Annotated in this window: 17 protein-coding genes; 11 read left to right on the forward strand and 6 right to left on the reverse strand. The window is 62.6% G+C overall.

The annotated features are described in order from the left end of the window. Positions 1-6 precede the first annotated feature (6 nt). The gene (locus F2P46_RS06550) at positions 7-726 is read right to left on the reverse strand and encodes a hypothetical protein (protein ID WP_166886458.1); all 720 of its coding nucleotides are present in this window, start codon (positions 724-726) and stop codon (positions 7-9) included. A gap of 205 nt (positions 727-931) precedes the next feature. Between F2P46_RS06550 and F2P46_RS06555 the strand changes: the two genes are divergently transcribed. The 3 genes from F2P46_RS06555 to F2P46_RS06565 all read left to right on the forward strand — a co-directional run bounded on the left by F2P46_RS06555 (position 932) and on the right by F2P46_RS06565 (position 3,598). Further along, positions 932-1,720 carry an ABC transporter substrate-binding protein gene (locus tag F2P46_RS06555; protein ID WP_166886460.1) on the forward strand — a complete coding sequence of 263 codons (789 nt, stop codon included), beginning with the start codon at positions 932-934 and terminating at the stop codon, positions 1,718-1,720. A gap of 66 nt (positions 1,721-1,786) precedes the next feature. Next, complete coding sequence (locus tag F2P46_RS06560; RefSeq protein WP_208296529.1) at positions 1,787-2,410, forward strand: hypothetical protein; 624 nt, start codon at positions 1,787-1,789, stop codon at positions 2,408-2,410. 207 nt (positions 2,411-2,617) lie between these two features. After that, positions 2,618-3,598: a hypothetical protein gene (locus tag F2P46_RS06565; RefSeq protein ID WP_166886463.1), complete on the forward strand. Its 981-nt coding sequence runs from the start codon at positions 2,618-2,620 to the stop codon at positions 3,596-3,598. 16 nt (positions 3,599-3,614) lie between these two features. On the opposite strand, the gene F2P46_RS06570 is transcribed toward F2P46_RS06565, so the two are convergent. Further along, positions 3,615-4,100, reverse strand: a complete 486-nt coding sequence (locus F2P46_RS06570) for a hypothetical protein (RefSeq protein WP_166886465.1) — start codon at positions 4,098-4,100, stop codon at positions 3,615-3,617. Between the two features lie 158 nt (positions 4,101-4,258). Between F2P46_RS06570 and F2P46_RS06575 the strand changes: the two genes are divergently transcribed. The 4 genes from F2P46_RS06575 to F2P46_RS06590 all read left to right on the forward strand — a co-directional run bounded on the left by F2P46_RS06575 (position 4,259) and on the right by F2P46_RS06590 (position 8,496). Continuing rightward, entirely contained in the window at positions 4,259-5,230 is a 972-nt protein-coding gene (locus tag F2P46_RS06575; protein ID WP_166886468.1) for a hypothetical protein, read from the forward strand. Positions 5,231-5,456: 226 nt separating this feature from the next. Continuing rightward, positions 5,457-5,726, forward strand: coding sequence for a 30S ribosomal protein S15 (gene rpsO, locus F2P46_RS06580; protein WP_054263682.1), 270 nt, complete (start codon positions 5,457-5,459; stop codon positions 5,724-5,726). Between the two features lie 165 nt (positions 5,727-5,891). Next, positions 5,892-8,009, forward strand: coding sequence for a polyribonucleotide nucleotidyltransferase (gene pnp, locus F2P46_RS06585; protein ID WP_166886470.1), 2,118 nt, complete (start codon positions 5,892-5,894; stop codon positions 8,007-8,009). A gap of 91 nt (positions 8,010-8,100) precedes the next feature. After that, complete coding sequence (locus F2P46_RS06590; protein WP_166886473.1) at positions 8,101-8,496, forward strand: DOPA 4,5-dioxygenase family protein; 396 nt, start codon at positions 8,101-8,103, stop codon at positions 8,494-8,496. 332 nt (positions 8,497-8,828) lie between these two features. On the opposite strand, the gene F2P46_RS06595 is transcribed toward F2P46_RS06590, so the two are convergent. From F2P46_RS06595 to F2P46_RS06605, 3 genes are all read right to left on the reverse strand, one after another. Then, entirely contained in the window at positions 8,829-9,398 is a 570-nt protein-coding gene (locus F2P46_RS06595) for a phosphoribosyltransferase (RefSeq protein WP_166886476.1), read from the reverse strand. 183 nt (positions 9,399-9,581) lie between these two features. Beyond that, positions 9,582-9,926, reverse strand: a complete 345-nt coding sequence (locus F2P46_RS06600; RefSeq protein ID WP_166886479.1) for a DUF1640 domain-containing protein — start codon at positions 9,924-9,926, stop codon at positions 9,582-9,584. A 45-nt stretch (positions 9,927-9,971) separates the two neighbouring features. Beyond that, positions 9,972-10,769 carry an isocitrate lyase/phosphoenolpyruvate mutase family protein gene (locus F2P46_RS06605; protein ID WP_166886481.1) on the reverse strand — a complete coding sequence of 266 codons (798 nt, stop codon included), beginning with the start codon at positions 10,767-10,769 and terminating at the stop codon, positions 9,972-9,974. Between the two features lie 121 nt (positions 10,770-10,890). Here F2P46_RS06605 and F2P46_RS06610 point away from each other — a divergent pair, with 121 nt between their 5' ends. Then, positions 10,891-12,000, forward strand: a complete 1,110-nt coding sequence (locus F2P46_RS06610; RefSeq protein WP_166886483.1) for an ankyrin repeat domain-containing protein — start codon at positions 10,891-10,893, stop codon at positions 11,998-12,000. A 20-nt stretch (positions 12,001-12,020) separates the two neighbouring features. Here the strand turns inward: F2P46_RS06610 and F2P46_RS06615 are convergent, their stop codons facing one another. Beyond that, positions 12,021-12,638: a DUF6624 domain-containing protein gene (locus F2P46_RS06615; RefSeq protein ID WP_166886486.1), complete on the reverse strand. Its 618-nt coding sequence runs from the start codon at positions 12,636-12,638 to the stop codon at positions 12,021-12,023. A gap of 222 nt (positions 12,639-12,860) precedes the next feature. Between F2P46_RS06615 and F2P46_RS06620 the strand changes: the two genes are divergently transcribed. From F2P46_RS06620 to F2P46_RS06630, 3 genes are all read left to right on the forward strand, one after another. Beyond that, a complete protein-coding gene (locus F2P46_RS06620; RefSeq protein ID WP_166886489.1) occupies positions 12,861-13,466 on the forward strand; it encodes a hypothetical protein in 606 nt (201 codons plus the stop codon). Between the two features lie 84 nt (positions 13,467-13,550). Continuing rightward, positions 13,551-14,267 carry a hypothetical protein gene (locus F2P46_RS06625; RefSeq protein ID WP_166886492.1) on the forward strand — a complete coding sequence of 239 codons (717 nt, stop codon included), beginning with the start codon at positions 13,551-13,553 and terminating at the stop codon, positions 14,265-14,267. Positions 14,268-14,272: 5 nt separating this feature from the next. Beyond that, positions 14,273-15,592 carry a hypothetical protein gene (locus F2P46_RS06630; RefSeq protein ID WP_166886495.1) on the forward strand — a complete coding sequence of 440 codons (1,320 nt, stop codon included), beginning with the start codon at positions 14,273-14,275 and terminating at the stop codon, positions 15,590-15,592. The last annotated feature ends 1 nt before the right edge of the window (position 15,593 follow it).

Genomic DNA, 15,593 nt, shown 5'->3' on the forward strand with positions numbered 1-15,593 from the left:
GCGCTTTCACCATGCCTGCTTGGTGGCGGCCTGCTCGCTTTCTTCGCAGTTGGTCTTCTTGTGCTGGATGCCTTTGCTGCCGATATCCAGACCGTCCGGCGCGTGGTTCGATTCGACCGTGATGCAGTAGGTGCCCTTGGCTCCCACCACGCGGTAGCGCCGCCGCGCGTACGGGCCGGGGTCGATGATCTCGGTGACCTTGGGCGCCTCGTACCAGCGGTTGGGGGCGGCGTCGGCGGCCGCCTGCAAGCCCTGCGCCAGGCGCGTTGCGCCATTGCTGACCGGCGCGCTGATCGGTTGCCCCGGATGGGCCTTGCGCAAGTCCTGGTCGATCTGGCCGATGCTGCGCCGGGCTTGCCGCATGATCTCGGCCGCACTCGGCGCCGGCGCGGCTGGCGCATCATCCGGCACGACAAGTTCGGGCGGCGTCTCGGCCACTCGCTCGGGCGTTACTGGCGCTGGCGTGGCGGCGACAGCGCGCGGCGCCGGCGCATTCGCAGTCGCGCTGGCGGCTTTTCTGGGGGCCGGCAGCGGCGGGACGGTCGGCGCTGGCGCCGTTGGCGCTGTGATCGTGACCCATTGAATGCTCCGGCCCGTATCGTTATCGACGGGCGGGATGCGGCGTGCATATTGCCAGCCCAACACCAGCAAGGCGTGCGCAAGCAATGTCAGTGCGATGGCGGCGTAACGGCGGCGGGTGGAAGGGGGCGTGAAGGCGGGGACCATGGGTCCGAGTATATCTTTAGTTTCATCCGCGTAAAGAAATTGGCTTGGCCACTTCTGATGGTTTAGTGAAAGTGGCGTCTGGCGGTACGCATGGTGCCGCCAGGCGCGCCGCCTGCCGCCTGGGCGTGGTTAAATAGGGCGGATGTTCTGTTCTTTCAACACGGCATGGGAGTGGCTAGCGGGTGGATAAGTCGATGGCGTGCTCATGCGGTTGAGAATTTTCCTGCTACCGATGTTGTTGCCGGTGCTGGCGCTGCGCCTCGCGCAAGCGGCCGAGACTGTGCAACTGGCCACCTATTACGACTACATGCCCTGGTTCGTGCCGGGCCAGCCTTCCGCCGGACTCAACGCGCGTCTGGCAAGCCGGCTGAGCGAGATGTCCGGCGGGCGCTACCGCTTCGAATCGGTGTATATTCCACGCCGACGGCTTGACGTGCTGTTGCAGGAAGGGAAGCTGACGATGGTCGTTTCCTGGGTGCATCCGCGCTTTTTCGGCGACCCGGAGCGCACCCGTTATTTCTGGACCGGCCCGCTGATGGACGATGAATCGCTGGTGGTGTCGCCACGCGCGGCGCCGCTGGAATACGACGGGCCGCACTCGCTGCGCGGCAAGCGCTTCGGTGCGCCGGGCGGTCACCGCTTTCCCGACCTGGAGCCGCTCATTGCCACCGGCGACATCACCCGCATCGATGTGCCGCAGATCAAGAATGCGCTGCAAATGATCGGCGCGCACCGGCGCCTGGACTTTACCGTGGTCGACCGTTCCACCCTCGATGCGCTCAAGCACGAGCAGCTCATCGACCTGGCCCTGCTGCATGTGGCCAGCCGGCCGCGCACGGCATCGTACGAGCGCAGCATGCTGGTGCCGCTCGGCCAACCGGCCCTGTATCGCTTTTTGCAAGAGGCGGTCGTGCTGCTCAAGAGCGACAGTCGCTGGCGCGCGCCGCCTCCACGCGCGCCGGGCAAACAGGCCGGCAGGCGCGTCGGGGAATAGCCGGCGTGGCCATAAGGGGGTAATGGTATAGTCGCGGCGCAACTTAACCTTACCGGATGACCGTTGATGACCTCTCGCTATCGCAGGCAATTTCTCGCCATCGCCTTTTGTTCCATCGCACTCGCTGCTCCGGCGGCCCGCGCCGACAGCTTCGCTTACCAGAAGGTGATCGACCTGAGCGCCGCATCCGCAGCCCTGCGGGTGGAGCACCATCATGACTGGAGCGACCCGACGCGCGCTGCGCGCTTGCAGATGATGACAACGGACCAGAATCCCTTCCTTTCCACGAATACGTATTCCAGCTTGCGTGTGCTGGACAGCAAGTCCGGCGCGGAACTGTTCCGCCGCCCGGTGCCCGCGCTGACCTATTTGTGGATCGATCCGGCATCGAAGTACATCGTCGGCCTGTCCAAGCTGCAGATTCACAATCCCTATCACGTCCTTGTGTTCAACAAGTCGGGCGCGCGCCTGTTCGAAACCAGTTTGCTGGGGATGGATTGGCCGGAAACGTTCGAGAGCACGACCAACTGGGTCGCCTGGTACCAGGAACCGACGCCGAAAATCGAACTGGTCGAAGGCCTCAAGACAGTGGTGCTGTCGGTCGAGGACCGGGCCGGGATGATGCGCAGTTTCGAGTTTCCCGTCACGCGGTCCGATGAGACCCTGAGCGCGCCGCCCCTCAATCCCTGACAAAGCCGCGCTGTTCCTCGTGCATCGGGTCCGCTCCGCTGATCATCTTGCGGACAATGCCAGCGCATCCCACATATCGGACAGTAGCGCCGGTGCGGGTGACCAGGCCCCCACCCTTGCCGGAATCCGGCCGGGAGCTGGCTTGATGGTAAGGTTGCGCACGCAAGCTGCCGGGATAGGCGGCCTCTTTTACGTAGGAAGGAATGTATGTTGACGTTCGAACGGCCGGGCATCCACCCCGAATGGGCCGCCATATGGCAAACCAACCGCCAGTTTCACCTCGACCGGCTTGACGATGCCGCATCCCTGTATGGCGATAATCTCGACAATTTTGCCCTGCACGGTGATACCTTGGTCCAGCCGATGCGTCCGGACCCACCCTTCGATCCGCCAAGCGAGCGATGGGAAAGCGGCTTTCTGAGCAGTGTTCTGGACAAGTACATCAGCGTCAAAATCGGTGTATTCGACATCGCGAGCATTGAAGGCAATGCCTGGGATAGCGCAACGGGTGTGCACGTGTTCAGCGCGGCCTACACGGAGCAATTCATCAGCATGAGCTGGCATGCGCAATTTCCGCAGCGGTATATCGGCCGCACCTTGCAAAGACTGCACGCCGAGGCTGTGATGTACACCGCATTGGGCTTGGTGCTGGGATGCCGCGAGCAGGCGTTGACGCTTGCACGAATGCAGCTCGTAGCGCACCGGCGCGGCTACTTCCAGGACGGTTACGACTATCCGGTTTTTCTGTTCATGTTTCGTTTGCTGGCAGATTACCTGCAGGAACCAACGCCGCTTGGAAACAAACAGGGATGGTCCGAACCGATTGTGAACGCCTTGTTCGATGCCTGGCGCACGCCCGACCCGGCCAGCCTGGTCGACCTGTGTATCGCGGTGTGCGATATCCACACGATGCGTTCGCTGCCCTATGGGCGCGGGGAGTTCCTCCGTGAATTTTGCGACATGCAGCGCGTTCCCATCGAGATCCTGCTGATGTTCAAGCTGCGCCAGATGCTGGGCCTGGACAATCCCGTGATCGACCACCCGTTGATGGCCACGGCGCTCGGCGCCTTGCCGCAAGAAGTCGCCTTCGTTCCCGATGAGTTGATCGCACGGGTGCGGGCGCGCATGGTCAGCGAGGGCTTCGACGAAGCGGCCATCGTCGCCCTCATGAGCGACCCTCCAGCCTGATCCGGAAGCTGGCGCGTCAATCCCTGAAAAAGCCGCGCTTTTCCTCGTACATGGGGTCCGGTCCGCTGATCATCTTGCGCACGATGCCGTTGCGGTCGAAGTGTACGTGCATCATCGAGTTCCACACGCCGCTCTCCTTGTAGCGGTAAGACCACACTTCGAGGTCCGACAGCGCCAGGTAGGAGCGCTCGGCCGGGCGGCCGACGGTCGCCAGCACGTCGGCCCTGGTCGCCTGGTCGATCTTGATGCGCCCGAAGCCGACGTCGCCCAACACCTGCTCGAACGCGGCCAGCCGGCCGTCCGGCCCCATGCGCACCATCCAGGTGAACTGGCCGAACGGCCCGGTCGCATATTCCAGTACCTGGCCCGAGGGCAGGGCGTGGATCGCCGTCGGCTCGCCGAACTTGGCGCGCACCACGTCGAGCGTGTCGCCTGGCACAGGCGGGGTGCGCATCATCGCCGCGCAGCCGGCCAGGCTCAGCACCACGCTCAGGATTGCCATTTTTGCTCGTGTTTGCATAAAAACCACCTTGGAATCGCTCAAAACCCCATCATGCACCAGCCGGATGAAATCTTCACGACTTGCGGTTCTGGCCGCGCTGGCGCCGATCAGGCAAAATGACTGGACGTAACACTTAAACGCGTTTTGAGGAATGCATGATGGCGACAGTCGAAGGTCCGGGTATCGACCCGAAGTGGGAAAAATCGTGGAAAATGCACTGGCGTTTTATCGAGGAGATGCGGCGCAATGATGCGTCGGCCTATCGCAGCGAGCTGATGCATTTCGCTTCCCGTGGCACGACCATCGTGCAGCCCCTGTTTCCGCCTGAGCCAACCGATCCGCCGCGGCAAGCGTGGGAGTCCTCTTTTCTCAGCTCGACATTGAGCACGTGCGCCATGGTGACACTGGGCTGGTTCGAGATCAGCAGCATCAAACAAAAACGCTGGGCGTCAAGCACCGGTGTTCATGCATTTGCCGCTAGTTACACGAAGCAAATGATCGATATGGCCAACCATGCGAAGTTTGAACGCCGTCACTCAGGCAGAACCTTGCAATCCCTGAGCCCCGAAAGCGTCCTGTTGACGGCATTGGGGCTGGTGCTCGGCTGCAAGGAGCAGGCGTTCACGCTCGCGCGCATGCAACTGTCTGCGCATCGGCGCGGGTATGTCGGAAATGCGGATCGTTTCCCGGTTTGTCATTTCATGTTTCGCTTGTTGGCAGACTTCCTTGGGGAAGCGGTGCCGCAGGGCAGCGGCGATGCCGTATCCGAACCCATCCTCAGCGCCTTGTTCGACACCTGGCGCACGCCGGACCCGGCCTTGCTGGCGCCGCTGTGCCTGGGCGCTTGCGATATTCATACGTTCCGCTCCCAGCCGCAGAGCCCCAGACAGATCTTTTTCGATTTTGGCGACTTGAAGCGCACGCCGATTGAGATCCTGCTGTTGTTCAAGCTGCGGCTATCGCTCGGCCTTGACAATCCGGTGCTTGAGCATCCAATAATGGCCACCGCGCTGGGCAAGTTGCCCGAAGAAGTGCCATTCGAGCCCGACAGCCTGGTCACGGCGGTACGCGCCCGCATGGTGGCGGAAGGGTACGACGAGCAAGCGATTGCTGCCATGTACGCGTCCTGAGCCGGCGCGTCGCCGTGAAAGCACAGCGGTTTTGCCCGGTTTTTTGCGCCATCGCCACCGTTGGGAAGCTCAAATCTCCCTTGGACACCGTTGCGGCGCAAGCTTTTCTGGCAGCCCGGGCGCTTTTCGCATATACTTGCGGGTCTGGCCGTTTTGGCTGGTTCATCAATCGAAGTTCACGGTGTGTCGGGTTGCGACTCGTGCACCGCATGTGAAAGGTATCATCATGACCGTAGAAAATATCAACAAAGCCGCGATTATCGCGGACAACGCCCGTGCGCAAAACGACACCGGCTCCCCTGAAGTTCAGGTCGCTCTGCTGACCGCACGCATCAACGAACTGAACGGCCACTTCAAAGCCCACGCGAAAGATCACCACTCGCGCCGTGGTCTGATCATGATGGTCAATCGTCGTAAGAGCCTGCTGTCCTACCTGAAAAGCAAAGACGCTACCCGTTATCGCGATCTGATCGCTAAACTCGGTCTGCGCAAGTAATTTTTGCCGATTCAAGTTGATCAAGAAATGCCTGCACAGCTTGCTGTCGCGGGCATTTTTGCATTTTTAGTCCCGAAAAAGTAGTAAAGGCAACAAGCAATGTTGCCTGTGGTGAGGTGGACGACAGCGCCTGAAAATCTGTCGGCAAATAGAAAGGGATTACCCATGTTTAATAAAGTTACGAAAACCTTCCAGTACGGCCAACATCAAGTTACTCTGGAAACCGGCGAAATCGCCCGTCAAGCTTCCGGCGCCGTCATGGTGTCGATCGAAGACACCGTTGTCCTGGCTACCGTGGTTGCGCGCAAAGACGCCAAGCCAGGCCAGGATTTCTTCCCGCTGACGGTCGACTACGTCGAGAAAACGTACGCTGCCGGTAAAATCCCAGGCGGTTTCTTCAAGCGCGAAGGCCGTCCTTCCGAAAAAGAAACCCTGACCAGCCGCCTGATCGACCGTCCGATCCGCCCGCTGTTCCCAGAAGGCTACCTGAACGAAGTTCAGATCATCATCCACGTGCTGTCGGTCAATCCTGAGATCGATCCGGACATCGCCGCCATGATCGGCGCTTCCGCCGCCCTGTGCGTGTCGGGCATCCCGTTCAGCGGCCCGATCGGCGCCGCGCGCGTCGGCTACGCCAACGGCCAGTTCATCCTGAACCCGACCACCACCCAGCTCAAGACGTCCGAGATGGACCTGGTTGTCGCCGGTACCGAAACGGCCGTGCTGATGGTCGAATCGGAAGCCAAGCAACTGTCCGAAGAAATCATGCTCGGCGCCGTGGTCTACGGCCACGACCAGATGAAAGTCGTGATCGATGCGATCCACGACCTGGTGCGCGACGGCGGCAAGCCGGAAGTTGAGTGGACCGCTCCAGCCAAGAACGAAGCGCTGATCGCCCGCGTGAAAGAACTGGCTGAAACGAACATCAACGAAACCTACCAGATCAAGGACAAGGTTGCCCGTACCGCCAAGCTGAAAGCCTCGTTCCAGGAAGTCTACGCCGCCCTGGCCGCCGACGCTGCCGCCACCGGCATCGCCCAGCCGGACAATGTCGACGTCGGCAACGTCCTGTTCGACATCGAAGCCAAAGTCGTGCGTTCGCAGATCCTCAACGGCGAGCCACGCATCGACGGCCGCGATACCCGCACCGTGCGTCCGATCGCGATCCGCACCAGCATCCTGCCACGCACCCACGGTTCGGCCCTGTTCACCCGCGGCGAAACGCAAGCGCTGGTCGTGGCCACCCTCGGCACCGCGCGCGACAGCCAGAAGATCGACGCGCTGATGGGCGAGTACACCGACGACTTCATGATGCACTACAACATGCCTCCGTTCGCCACCGGCGAAACCGGCCGTGTCGGCACACCGAAGCGTCGCGAAATCGGCCACGGCCGCCTGGCCAAGCGCGCGCTGATCGCCGCCTTGCCCAACCCTGAAGACTTCAGCTACTCGGTTCGTCTGGTGTCCGAAATCACCGAATCGAACGGTTCCTCGTCGATGGCGTCCGTCTGCGGCGGCTGCCTGGCGCTGATGGATGCGGGCGTGCCGATGAAAGCACACGTGGCCGGCATCGCCATGGGCCTGATCAAGGAAGGCGGCAAGTTCGCCGTGTTGTCCGACATCCTGGGCGACGAAGATCACCTGGGCGACATGGACTTCAAGGTAGCGGGTACCGCCAATGGCATTACCGCGCTGCAGATGGACATCAAGATCATGGGCATCACCAAGGAAATCATGCAAGTGGCTCTGGCGCAAGCCAAAGAAGGCCGCGATCACATCCTCGGCGAAATGCAGAAGGCCATGCCGCACGTGAAAACCGAACTGTCGGATTTCGCACCGCGCCTGATCACCATCAAGATCAATCCTGAAAAAATCCGTGACGTCATCGGCAAGGGCGGCGCAGTCATTCGCGCGCTGACCGAAGAAACCGGCACCCAGATCGACATCAGCGACGAAGGTATCGTCACCATCGCGTCGGTCGACGCCGCCGCCGGCCAGGAAGCCAAGCGCCGCATCGAAGAACTGACCGCCTCGGTCGAAGTGGGCAAGACCTACGACGGCGTCGTGCTCAAATTGCTCGACTTCGGCGCGATCGTCCAGGTCATGCCAGGCAAGGATGGCCTGCTGCACATCTCGCAGATCGCCAACGAGCGTGTAAACGCGGTCGCCGACTACCTGAAAGAAGGCCAGCAAGTGCGCGTCAAGGTTCTGGAAACCGACGACCGCGGCCGTCTCAAGCTGTCGATGAAAGCTGCCGAAGGCGCGGAAGCGGCTCCTCAGTAATCGTTATCGCATAACGCTTGTTAAAAAACCGCCAGCGCGCAAGCCCTGGCGGTTTTTTTCGGGCTGCCACCATTTGGAAAGGATGATTTTCATGGACGAACTGAACGCCCCATACCACGCCCACATTTACTACGACGCCGCGACACGCGCCCAGGCACTGGCCTTGCGCCAGCGCCTGCTCGACGCGAAGGCGGGTGGCGCGATTCCGGAACTGTATTTTGTCGGCGAACTGGGCGAGCATGCGGTCGGCCCGCATCCGCTGCCGGAGTACGAGATTCACTATAGTGAAGCGATGCTGCCGGCGGTCATTGCGCTGCTCGAAGCGTCCGGCTTGCGCGCTTTGGTGCATCCGCTGACCGACGACGACGTGGCCGATCACACCACCCTGGCGCACTGGATCGGCGAGCCGCTGCCGCTCAAGCTGGAAACGCTCGATCCGCCGGGTGTGAACCAGGGCGTGGCGCGTTTTGGCAAGTCGGCGTTTTAGGAACGTGTGCCGGGGATGCACGCCCGGATCCATCAGCCTGGAACAATCTGTTTTTGAAGGCGGGGCTGCGGCCGGGCTCACCGTTCCAGGGAAAAAACAAAAAGCCCTGTGTCGGTCGGACACAGGGCCTGGAAGAAGTGGAGGATCGCTCCTCCGTAAAACTGACAACAATCGACTGATTGAAGGATTAGCCGCTGCCTAATCTGCCACTACTCGCCTTTTACAGGCCGACCGTGACGGGTGCCTACGCGGGTCTCGTCTGGATTTATAGAGCAGGGAGACTCACTCACACTCTGACTACAAAATAAGCTTACCTCAAGACAGTAAGGGTGTCAAACGGCGCTGAACAGGCAGGCGGCATCTATACGAGCATCAGGAACAGCTTCAAGAATCAGCCGGCGTGCCGCCAATAATGTTGTTCCTGTTGACAGCAGGTCATCGGCGAGAAGAAAACGTTTGAACTCTTTTGGTAAAGAATTTTTGGACAAGACCAAAGGAGGAAAGTACTTGCGATATTTGGTTGGAATGTTCTTCAACGAGAAATCTGGTCCGCTGAGACGCGACGCGATTCTTCGCTTTTCAGGTGCCGATAGTGGGCTGGTGGACAATAGGTGTTTTGCCGCTCCCATCGTGATTTTGTCGAAGATGCCGTCGCATACTTCACAATGGTAGCGCCCGGCAAGTCGCTTCGCGTAAATCCGGCAGATCGGGTAATCAGATGGCATCGGTATGATCGCGTCATACCTGCCAGACTGATCGACCATGGCCTCTACAATGTCGTCGAAATATAGCATCAGCCTCCGAATCGCTTCAAATGTCGTGCGTAGTTCGTCTTTACCTTTGAGGGCGTACAACAGGTGGCAGTTATCACCTCGCGAGCTATGCTTGCGATCGCGCTTCATGCTGTTTGGGGCTTTATGTCGTCGAAACGTCGAATAGACCGTCAGTTGCGGATCGTCTCTTGAAACTCGCTGAATGGATGGGTTGCCTTGACGCCCAGTACTTAGCAACCGGTTGTGAGTGTGATTCAGTGGAGCGTGTCGGCAATTGTGCGCCTGCGGCCATGTGGCGGTTTGCCGCGTCGACTATTTCTGAACGAGCGTCAGAACGAGTGCGGCGATTAACGCCATTTGCAGAATCCCGACGCCACCGACCCAGCGCACCAGTTCAGCTTTGGCCTCAGCGAGGATGGCGTTTGCCTCGACGGCGGTACGGTCTATGTTGTTGTCCAATTTATCGATGGATGAGCGAATGCCAGTCAACTCTTGGGAGAAATCTTCTTTTCTCGCAAATCGCTCCACAATACTGGCATCTTCCGCACTGACTATCTCAGCAAGCATGGCAGCTTGTACCTTCGCCTGAGCTGTGGAGAAACCTGCGTTCTCCAGACGCTCCGCCATTTTCAAGGTGTCGAACCGAATTGCTGCCATCGAATTCTCCAATTTTGCCACTGTGAGCACTTGCCTCAGTCTCACCTAAGTCATCAGATTATTCAAGGCGCCGTAGCCCATCCGCGGCAACCCCGCCTCGTTAACCTTGCCGCTGTCCAAAAACTGCCGGCTCAGCGCATCGACACAGCCGAACATCGCTTCGGAAATAGCCGAACCCGCGCTCAGGCGGCGCACGCCCAGTTGCACCAGTCGCGCCAGCGGCGGCACGCCGTCGCGCACCATCACATTGAGCGGCAGGCGCGTGGCCTTGATGACGGTGGCGATGTCGTCCTCGGCCACCATGGCGGGCACGAACAGGCCGCTGGCCCCGGCCGCTTCGTACAAGGCGGCGCGGCGGATGGTTTCTTGCACGCGTTCGCTGGCCTCGATCCCGCGCAAATACACGTCGGCGCGCGCATTGATGAACAGGTTCACCCCGCGTGCGTCCGCAACTGCCCGGATCGCCCGGATCTTGTCCGCCAGCAGTTCAGGCGTACCGCTGCCATCTTCGATATTGATCCCGACCACACCCGCATCGATCAACTCGCCTGCCAGCGCGGCCGCCTGCGCCGGATCGTCGCTGTAGCCATCTTCTGCATCGACCGTCAGGGGCAGGGAACAGGCGCGCACGATGCCCTTCACGCAGGCCATCAGCAACGCGCGCGGAAGCGTGCTGCCGTCCGCAAACCCGTGCGACCAGGCGACAGCGGCGCTGCTCGTCGCCAGCGCCTTTGCCCCGGTCGCGGCCACAATGCGCGCACTGCCCGCATCCCAGCAATTGGCCAGCATCAGCAGGCCATCGGCGTGCAGTGCGTGAAACAGAACATCATGACGGACTTGCATTGTTTCTCCTTGGTGGACAGTAACTCGGGGGCGCGCCGGAAAGATTGCCGCGCTGTTCAGGTTACTATACCTGCATTTATGAACAGCGTTTTCGCGCGAGGGCATCTGGAGCATGTTGAATATGAAAAACCAAGACCCGTCTGTGACGGCATCGTTCGCCCGCCTCGATCGGATACGCGCGTTGGTCGAGACCGGTGATATCGAAGGCCTCCGCTCTGCCCTGGATGCCCAGCCCGACATCATGGAACTCGAATACGACATTGTGACGAAGGCTACCCTGTTGGCCTACGCGGCGCGCTGCGGACAGACGCAGATCTGCCAATTGCTCGTGCAACGGGGGACCGATGTCAATCAGCGGCGCGGGCGGTCCGACACTGCATTAGATGAGGCCGCCTACCACGGCCATCTCGCCACGGTGACGTGGCTGCTCGCCAATGGCGCGGCGCCGGATGGCGATCCGGGCAGCATTTTGAGTCCGTTGATGCATGCGATCATCCCCGGCCATGCCGACATCGCCAGGCTGCTGGTCGACGCCGGCGCCGATCTGAGCCGTCTGCACACCCGCCTGCACCGCACGCCGCTCGATCTGGCGCTGGTCTGGGGGCATGCGCAGATCGAAGACCTGCTGCGCGCAAGGAATGCGCCTTCGCTGCTGGAAAAGACCGACTGGTCGAAAGAATACGGCGGCCCCATCCTCGCATTTATCGATAACCGCTTCGGCCGCGTCCTGCCGGTTGCCTTGAGCGCGATTGTGCCTGGCGCGGACGTGGTGCAGCGCGTGGCGCTGGTGAACAAAAACAAGAGCAAGATGTTGTTCACCATCGGCCTGTTCCATGTCCACGCGCCGATGATCGAACTGTTCATCGTGCTTCCGCCAGCGTGGAACATGCACGACAAATCGGGCGCGAATCAGTTCCCGTCCGCCCTGTTGCTGTGCCTGGCGGATCGGGTAGTGCAGGGCTTGCACGTGGAAGAAGGCTTGCTGGTGATGGCGGACGATCCTTTCTACAGCGCACTGGCCTGGCCCAAGGATATTGCAGGGTTTCAAGTGTGCGACCATCAATGGGGATCGGACCGGGAGCATGAAAAGGAGATCCCGGAGGACGAAAAAGTCGGGCTGTGGACGCTGACGCCCATTGGGCGCACCAAGCGCGGTTGTACGCCACCCTCATTGGAGAAGAACCGCACGGCGGGATGGGCGCGCTTGACGCTTCATCCAGAGACGGCCTGACCCGCCGCGCCGGCAACACGCTATGGCGCCTCGAACCGGCGCAGATAAGCGGCGATGGGTTCCAGGCCGATGCTGGCGCGGCGCTCGTCAAGCCGGCTTTCATCCTCGACCGGGCTCAGTTCCGGCTTGCCCGCCTTGTTGATGAATAGCTGACTGCCGTAGAGCTGCTTCTTGTAGTCGTTAAGCAGGTCGCGGTCGATGCTCAGCGCCACCGTCGACCATGGCAATTCGTCATCTTGCGCCGCCTTCTTCATCGCCGGCAGCGTTTGCTTGAGCAAGGCTGGCGAGGCATGCTGCACCAGCAGCCACATGGCCTGGTTGCCCTGCGCACCCACCGCCTTGACGCCCGGCCAGCCAATGTCCGCAAGGATGGCTTTGATCTTCGGCTCGTGCTGCGCGTCGAGCGCGATCATCTCGGCCCTGATCGATTCCGAATCGCGTGCGGCGTCCTGGCGCCGCCGCACTTCCTGGTCGCGCTCCACCATCGCCAGCAGTTCTGCCGCGATGTGCGGGTGCGTGCCTTGCTGCTGCTGCTGCTGCTGCGCCACCGGCGCTGGGCCAGCCTGACCCGTCGCTTCGCCCGCGCAGACTGCCGATGTGGCCAGCATCGTACCGATTGCAAACATCCATTGACGCATGCGTTCTCCTTCACAGTGGGAGGCCGGCGCGATCGCGAAACGCTTTTCGCCGTGCCGGCGTCACTATACCGCTTTCACGAAACGCGTTTCGCCGCCGATGCCGGCAAGCCGGCCGTTTGCCCCTCACGCACGCTGGCACAGCCCTTGCAATGGATAAAGCAGGACGCGCGGCAGCATCACCTTTCTTCCCCGCGCATCCAGCACAGATGAAAGGGGCCGCCCGTGAACCGTCGCTTGCTTGAATACAGTCCGGTGTTCGACATCTTCACCCATCCCGCGCCGCGCGCGCAGGAGGACGAAGCCGGCTCGCTCTCGGACGACAGCGCCGACCTGGCGCTGGCCGCCGAACTGCTCGAAGCGGCCGAACCGGCCGACCTGCGCCGCGTGCTAAGTCGCGCCATCGCCGGCGCCGGCGTGCGCGGTGCGCGCGTGGCCCGCTCGCCCATGGGTCCCTTGCTGGTCGCCGAACTGCTGCGCGCGGTGCAACCGATCCTGTCGCCGCAGCGCCGCCTTGCGCGTGGCGCCAGCGCAAAAACGGTGAGCATCAACCTCGGTGCGCGCATGTTCGGCCTCGAACTCGAAGGACTCAGCCCCGAGGACAAGGAATTCATCCTGGCGCGCCAGCTCGTGCGCCTGGCCGACCAGGCCGCGCGCCACGCCGGCCGTGCGGGCGAGGATGGCCACCCATCGCCGCGGTCCGCGCGCGCCGCCGTGCAGGCCGCCGCGCGCCAGGTCGCACCGGGCTTGCTGCCGCATGTGCACGCGCGCCCGGCCACGCAGGGACGCTGGACCCGCCAGGCGGGCCAACTGATTCTTCACGATTGCTGATCCGGACGAATTGTCCATCCGGGCGCTGTGTTGTTTAACTTCGTTGTTTCACCTTGTTGTTTCATTTTTCTAGAGGAGCGCATCATGCATGACATCGACCGCACGACAATGGAATATGGCCAGGAAACCTCCAGCTTCGAGGGCGAACAGTTCGAATTCGGCCAGGGTGAGTGGAGTGGCGAGGCCAGTCTGAACGAACAGCAGGAAGCGGAATTCGCGCAGGAGCTGCTGAACGTGAACAGCGAAGCGGAGCTCGACCAGTTCCTGGGCGACTTCATCCGCAAGGTCGGCTCCACCGCCGGCCGCGTCATCCGCTCGCCGATCGGGCAAGCCGTCGGCGGCGTGCTCAAAGGCGTGGCCAAAAAAGCGCTGCCGCTGGCCGGTGGCGCCATCGGCGGCTACTTCGGTGGCCCGCTGGGCGCCAAGATCGGCAGCGGCCTGGCCTCGGCGGCCGGCGGCGCGCTTGGCCTGGAAGGTGAAATGAGTGGCGAAGACCGCGAGTACGAAGGCGCGCGCCAGTTCGTGCGCCTGGCCGCCGACACGGTGCAGAAGGCGTCGCAGGCGAGCGGCTCGGGCGACCCGCGCGCGATTGCCCAGAATGCGGCCATGGCGGCGGCACGCCAGCATGCGCCCGGCTTGCTCAAACGCGGCGCCTCGGGCGGCTGCGCCAGCTGCGGCGGTGGGGGAGGATTAAGCGGCAGCGGCATGGCGGCGGGTGGCGGCATGTCGGCGGGCGGGGGCCGTGGCGCCAGCGGACGCTGGAGCCGCCAGGGCAACAAGATCGTCATCTACGGCGCCTGACCGTCATGAGCCCGTATGCCGCGTCGCTGCTCGAACAGGAGGCGCGCTCCCTGCAAACCAGGCTGGCGCGGGTCCGACCCTTTGCCCTGATCGAGCCCATGGTGCCGGCCGCCGCGCTGCTGCCGTCGGCCCAGGCGGCGCTCGAGCGCTACCTGGTCACGGGGCGGCGCGAGCTGCAGGCGCTGGTGTCGGCCTTCCAGCACTGGCTGGCCGGCGCGCGCGCGAGCGCAACGGCGGCTGAGGCCCAGCGCCGCTTTACCTTCCTGCGCCTGAAGTTCAACGCCACCCTGACCCAGTTCGATTTGTTCAACGACGTCATCACCCAGCGCAGCGAGCACGAAAACGGGGTGTGGCTGTCGGGCCTGGACGCGGTCGCGGCCGACGCCCTGGCGCTGCCCGGTAACTACTACCGCCTGCCGCCCGTGGTTTGCTACCTGGACCGGGGGCCGGGCGCGGCGATCCGGCGCGCGCGCACCCGCCTGCCGGGCGGCGGCGAGAACCCGGTGGCGGTAGTGCGGGTGCCGCGCGAACGCATGATCGGCAGCGGCATCGCGTCTTCCCTCATCCACGAGGTCGGGCACCAGGGCGCGGCCCTGCTCGACCTGGTCAATTCGCTGCGCCCGCGATTGCAGGCGATGCAGCAAAGCGATGCCCACCAGCGCGAGGTGTGGCAGTGGTGGGAACGCTGGATCTCCGAGATCGTGGCCGACTTCTGGTCGGTGGCGCGGGTCGGCGTGGTCTCGACCCTGGGCCTGATCGGCGTGGTCAGCCTGCCGCGCGTGTTCGTGTTTCGCTTAAGCCCCGACGACCCGCATCCGATTCCGTGGATCCGCGTGATGCTCAGTTGCGCGATGGGGCAGGCACTGTATCCGCATCCGCAATGGGAGCGCCTGGCCACGGTGTGGCACGACTACTACCCGAGCGCGACCCTGGCGCCGGAGACGGTCGATCTCCTGGGGCGGCTGCGGCGCGGCATGCCGGCATTTGTGCAGCTGCTGATCCGGCACCGGCCCGCCGCACTGCGCGGCAAAACCCTGCCCGAGGTGCTCGACGTGGCGTCGCGCCAGCCGGCGGCCCTGTTATCGCTGTACCGGCGCTGGGAGAACGCGCCCGCGCAGATGTACCGCGCCCCGCCATCGCTGGTGTTCGCGGTGCTGGGCCAGGCGCGCGCCGATGGCCTGGTCGGGCCGGAAGACGAAAACGTCCTGCTGGCCAAACTGCTGACCCATTGGGCGCTGCGCAGCACGCTCGATACGAGCTTCCTGTGCGCCTCGCTCGATGCGCGAGCGCCGGCGCCTGCCCGGGTACCTTTGACTTTCCATTGAG

Origin of the sequence: Massilia sp. CCM 8734 (genome assembly GCF_011682155.1) — a bacterium.
Classification (GTDB): Bacteria; Pseudomonadota; Gammaproteobacteria; order Burkholderiales; family Burkholderiaceae_D; genus Telluria_A; species Telluria_A rubra.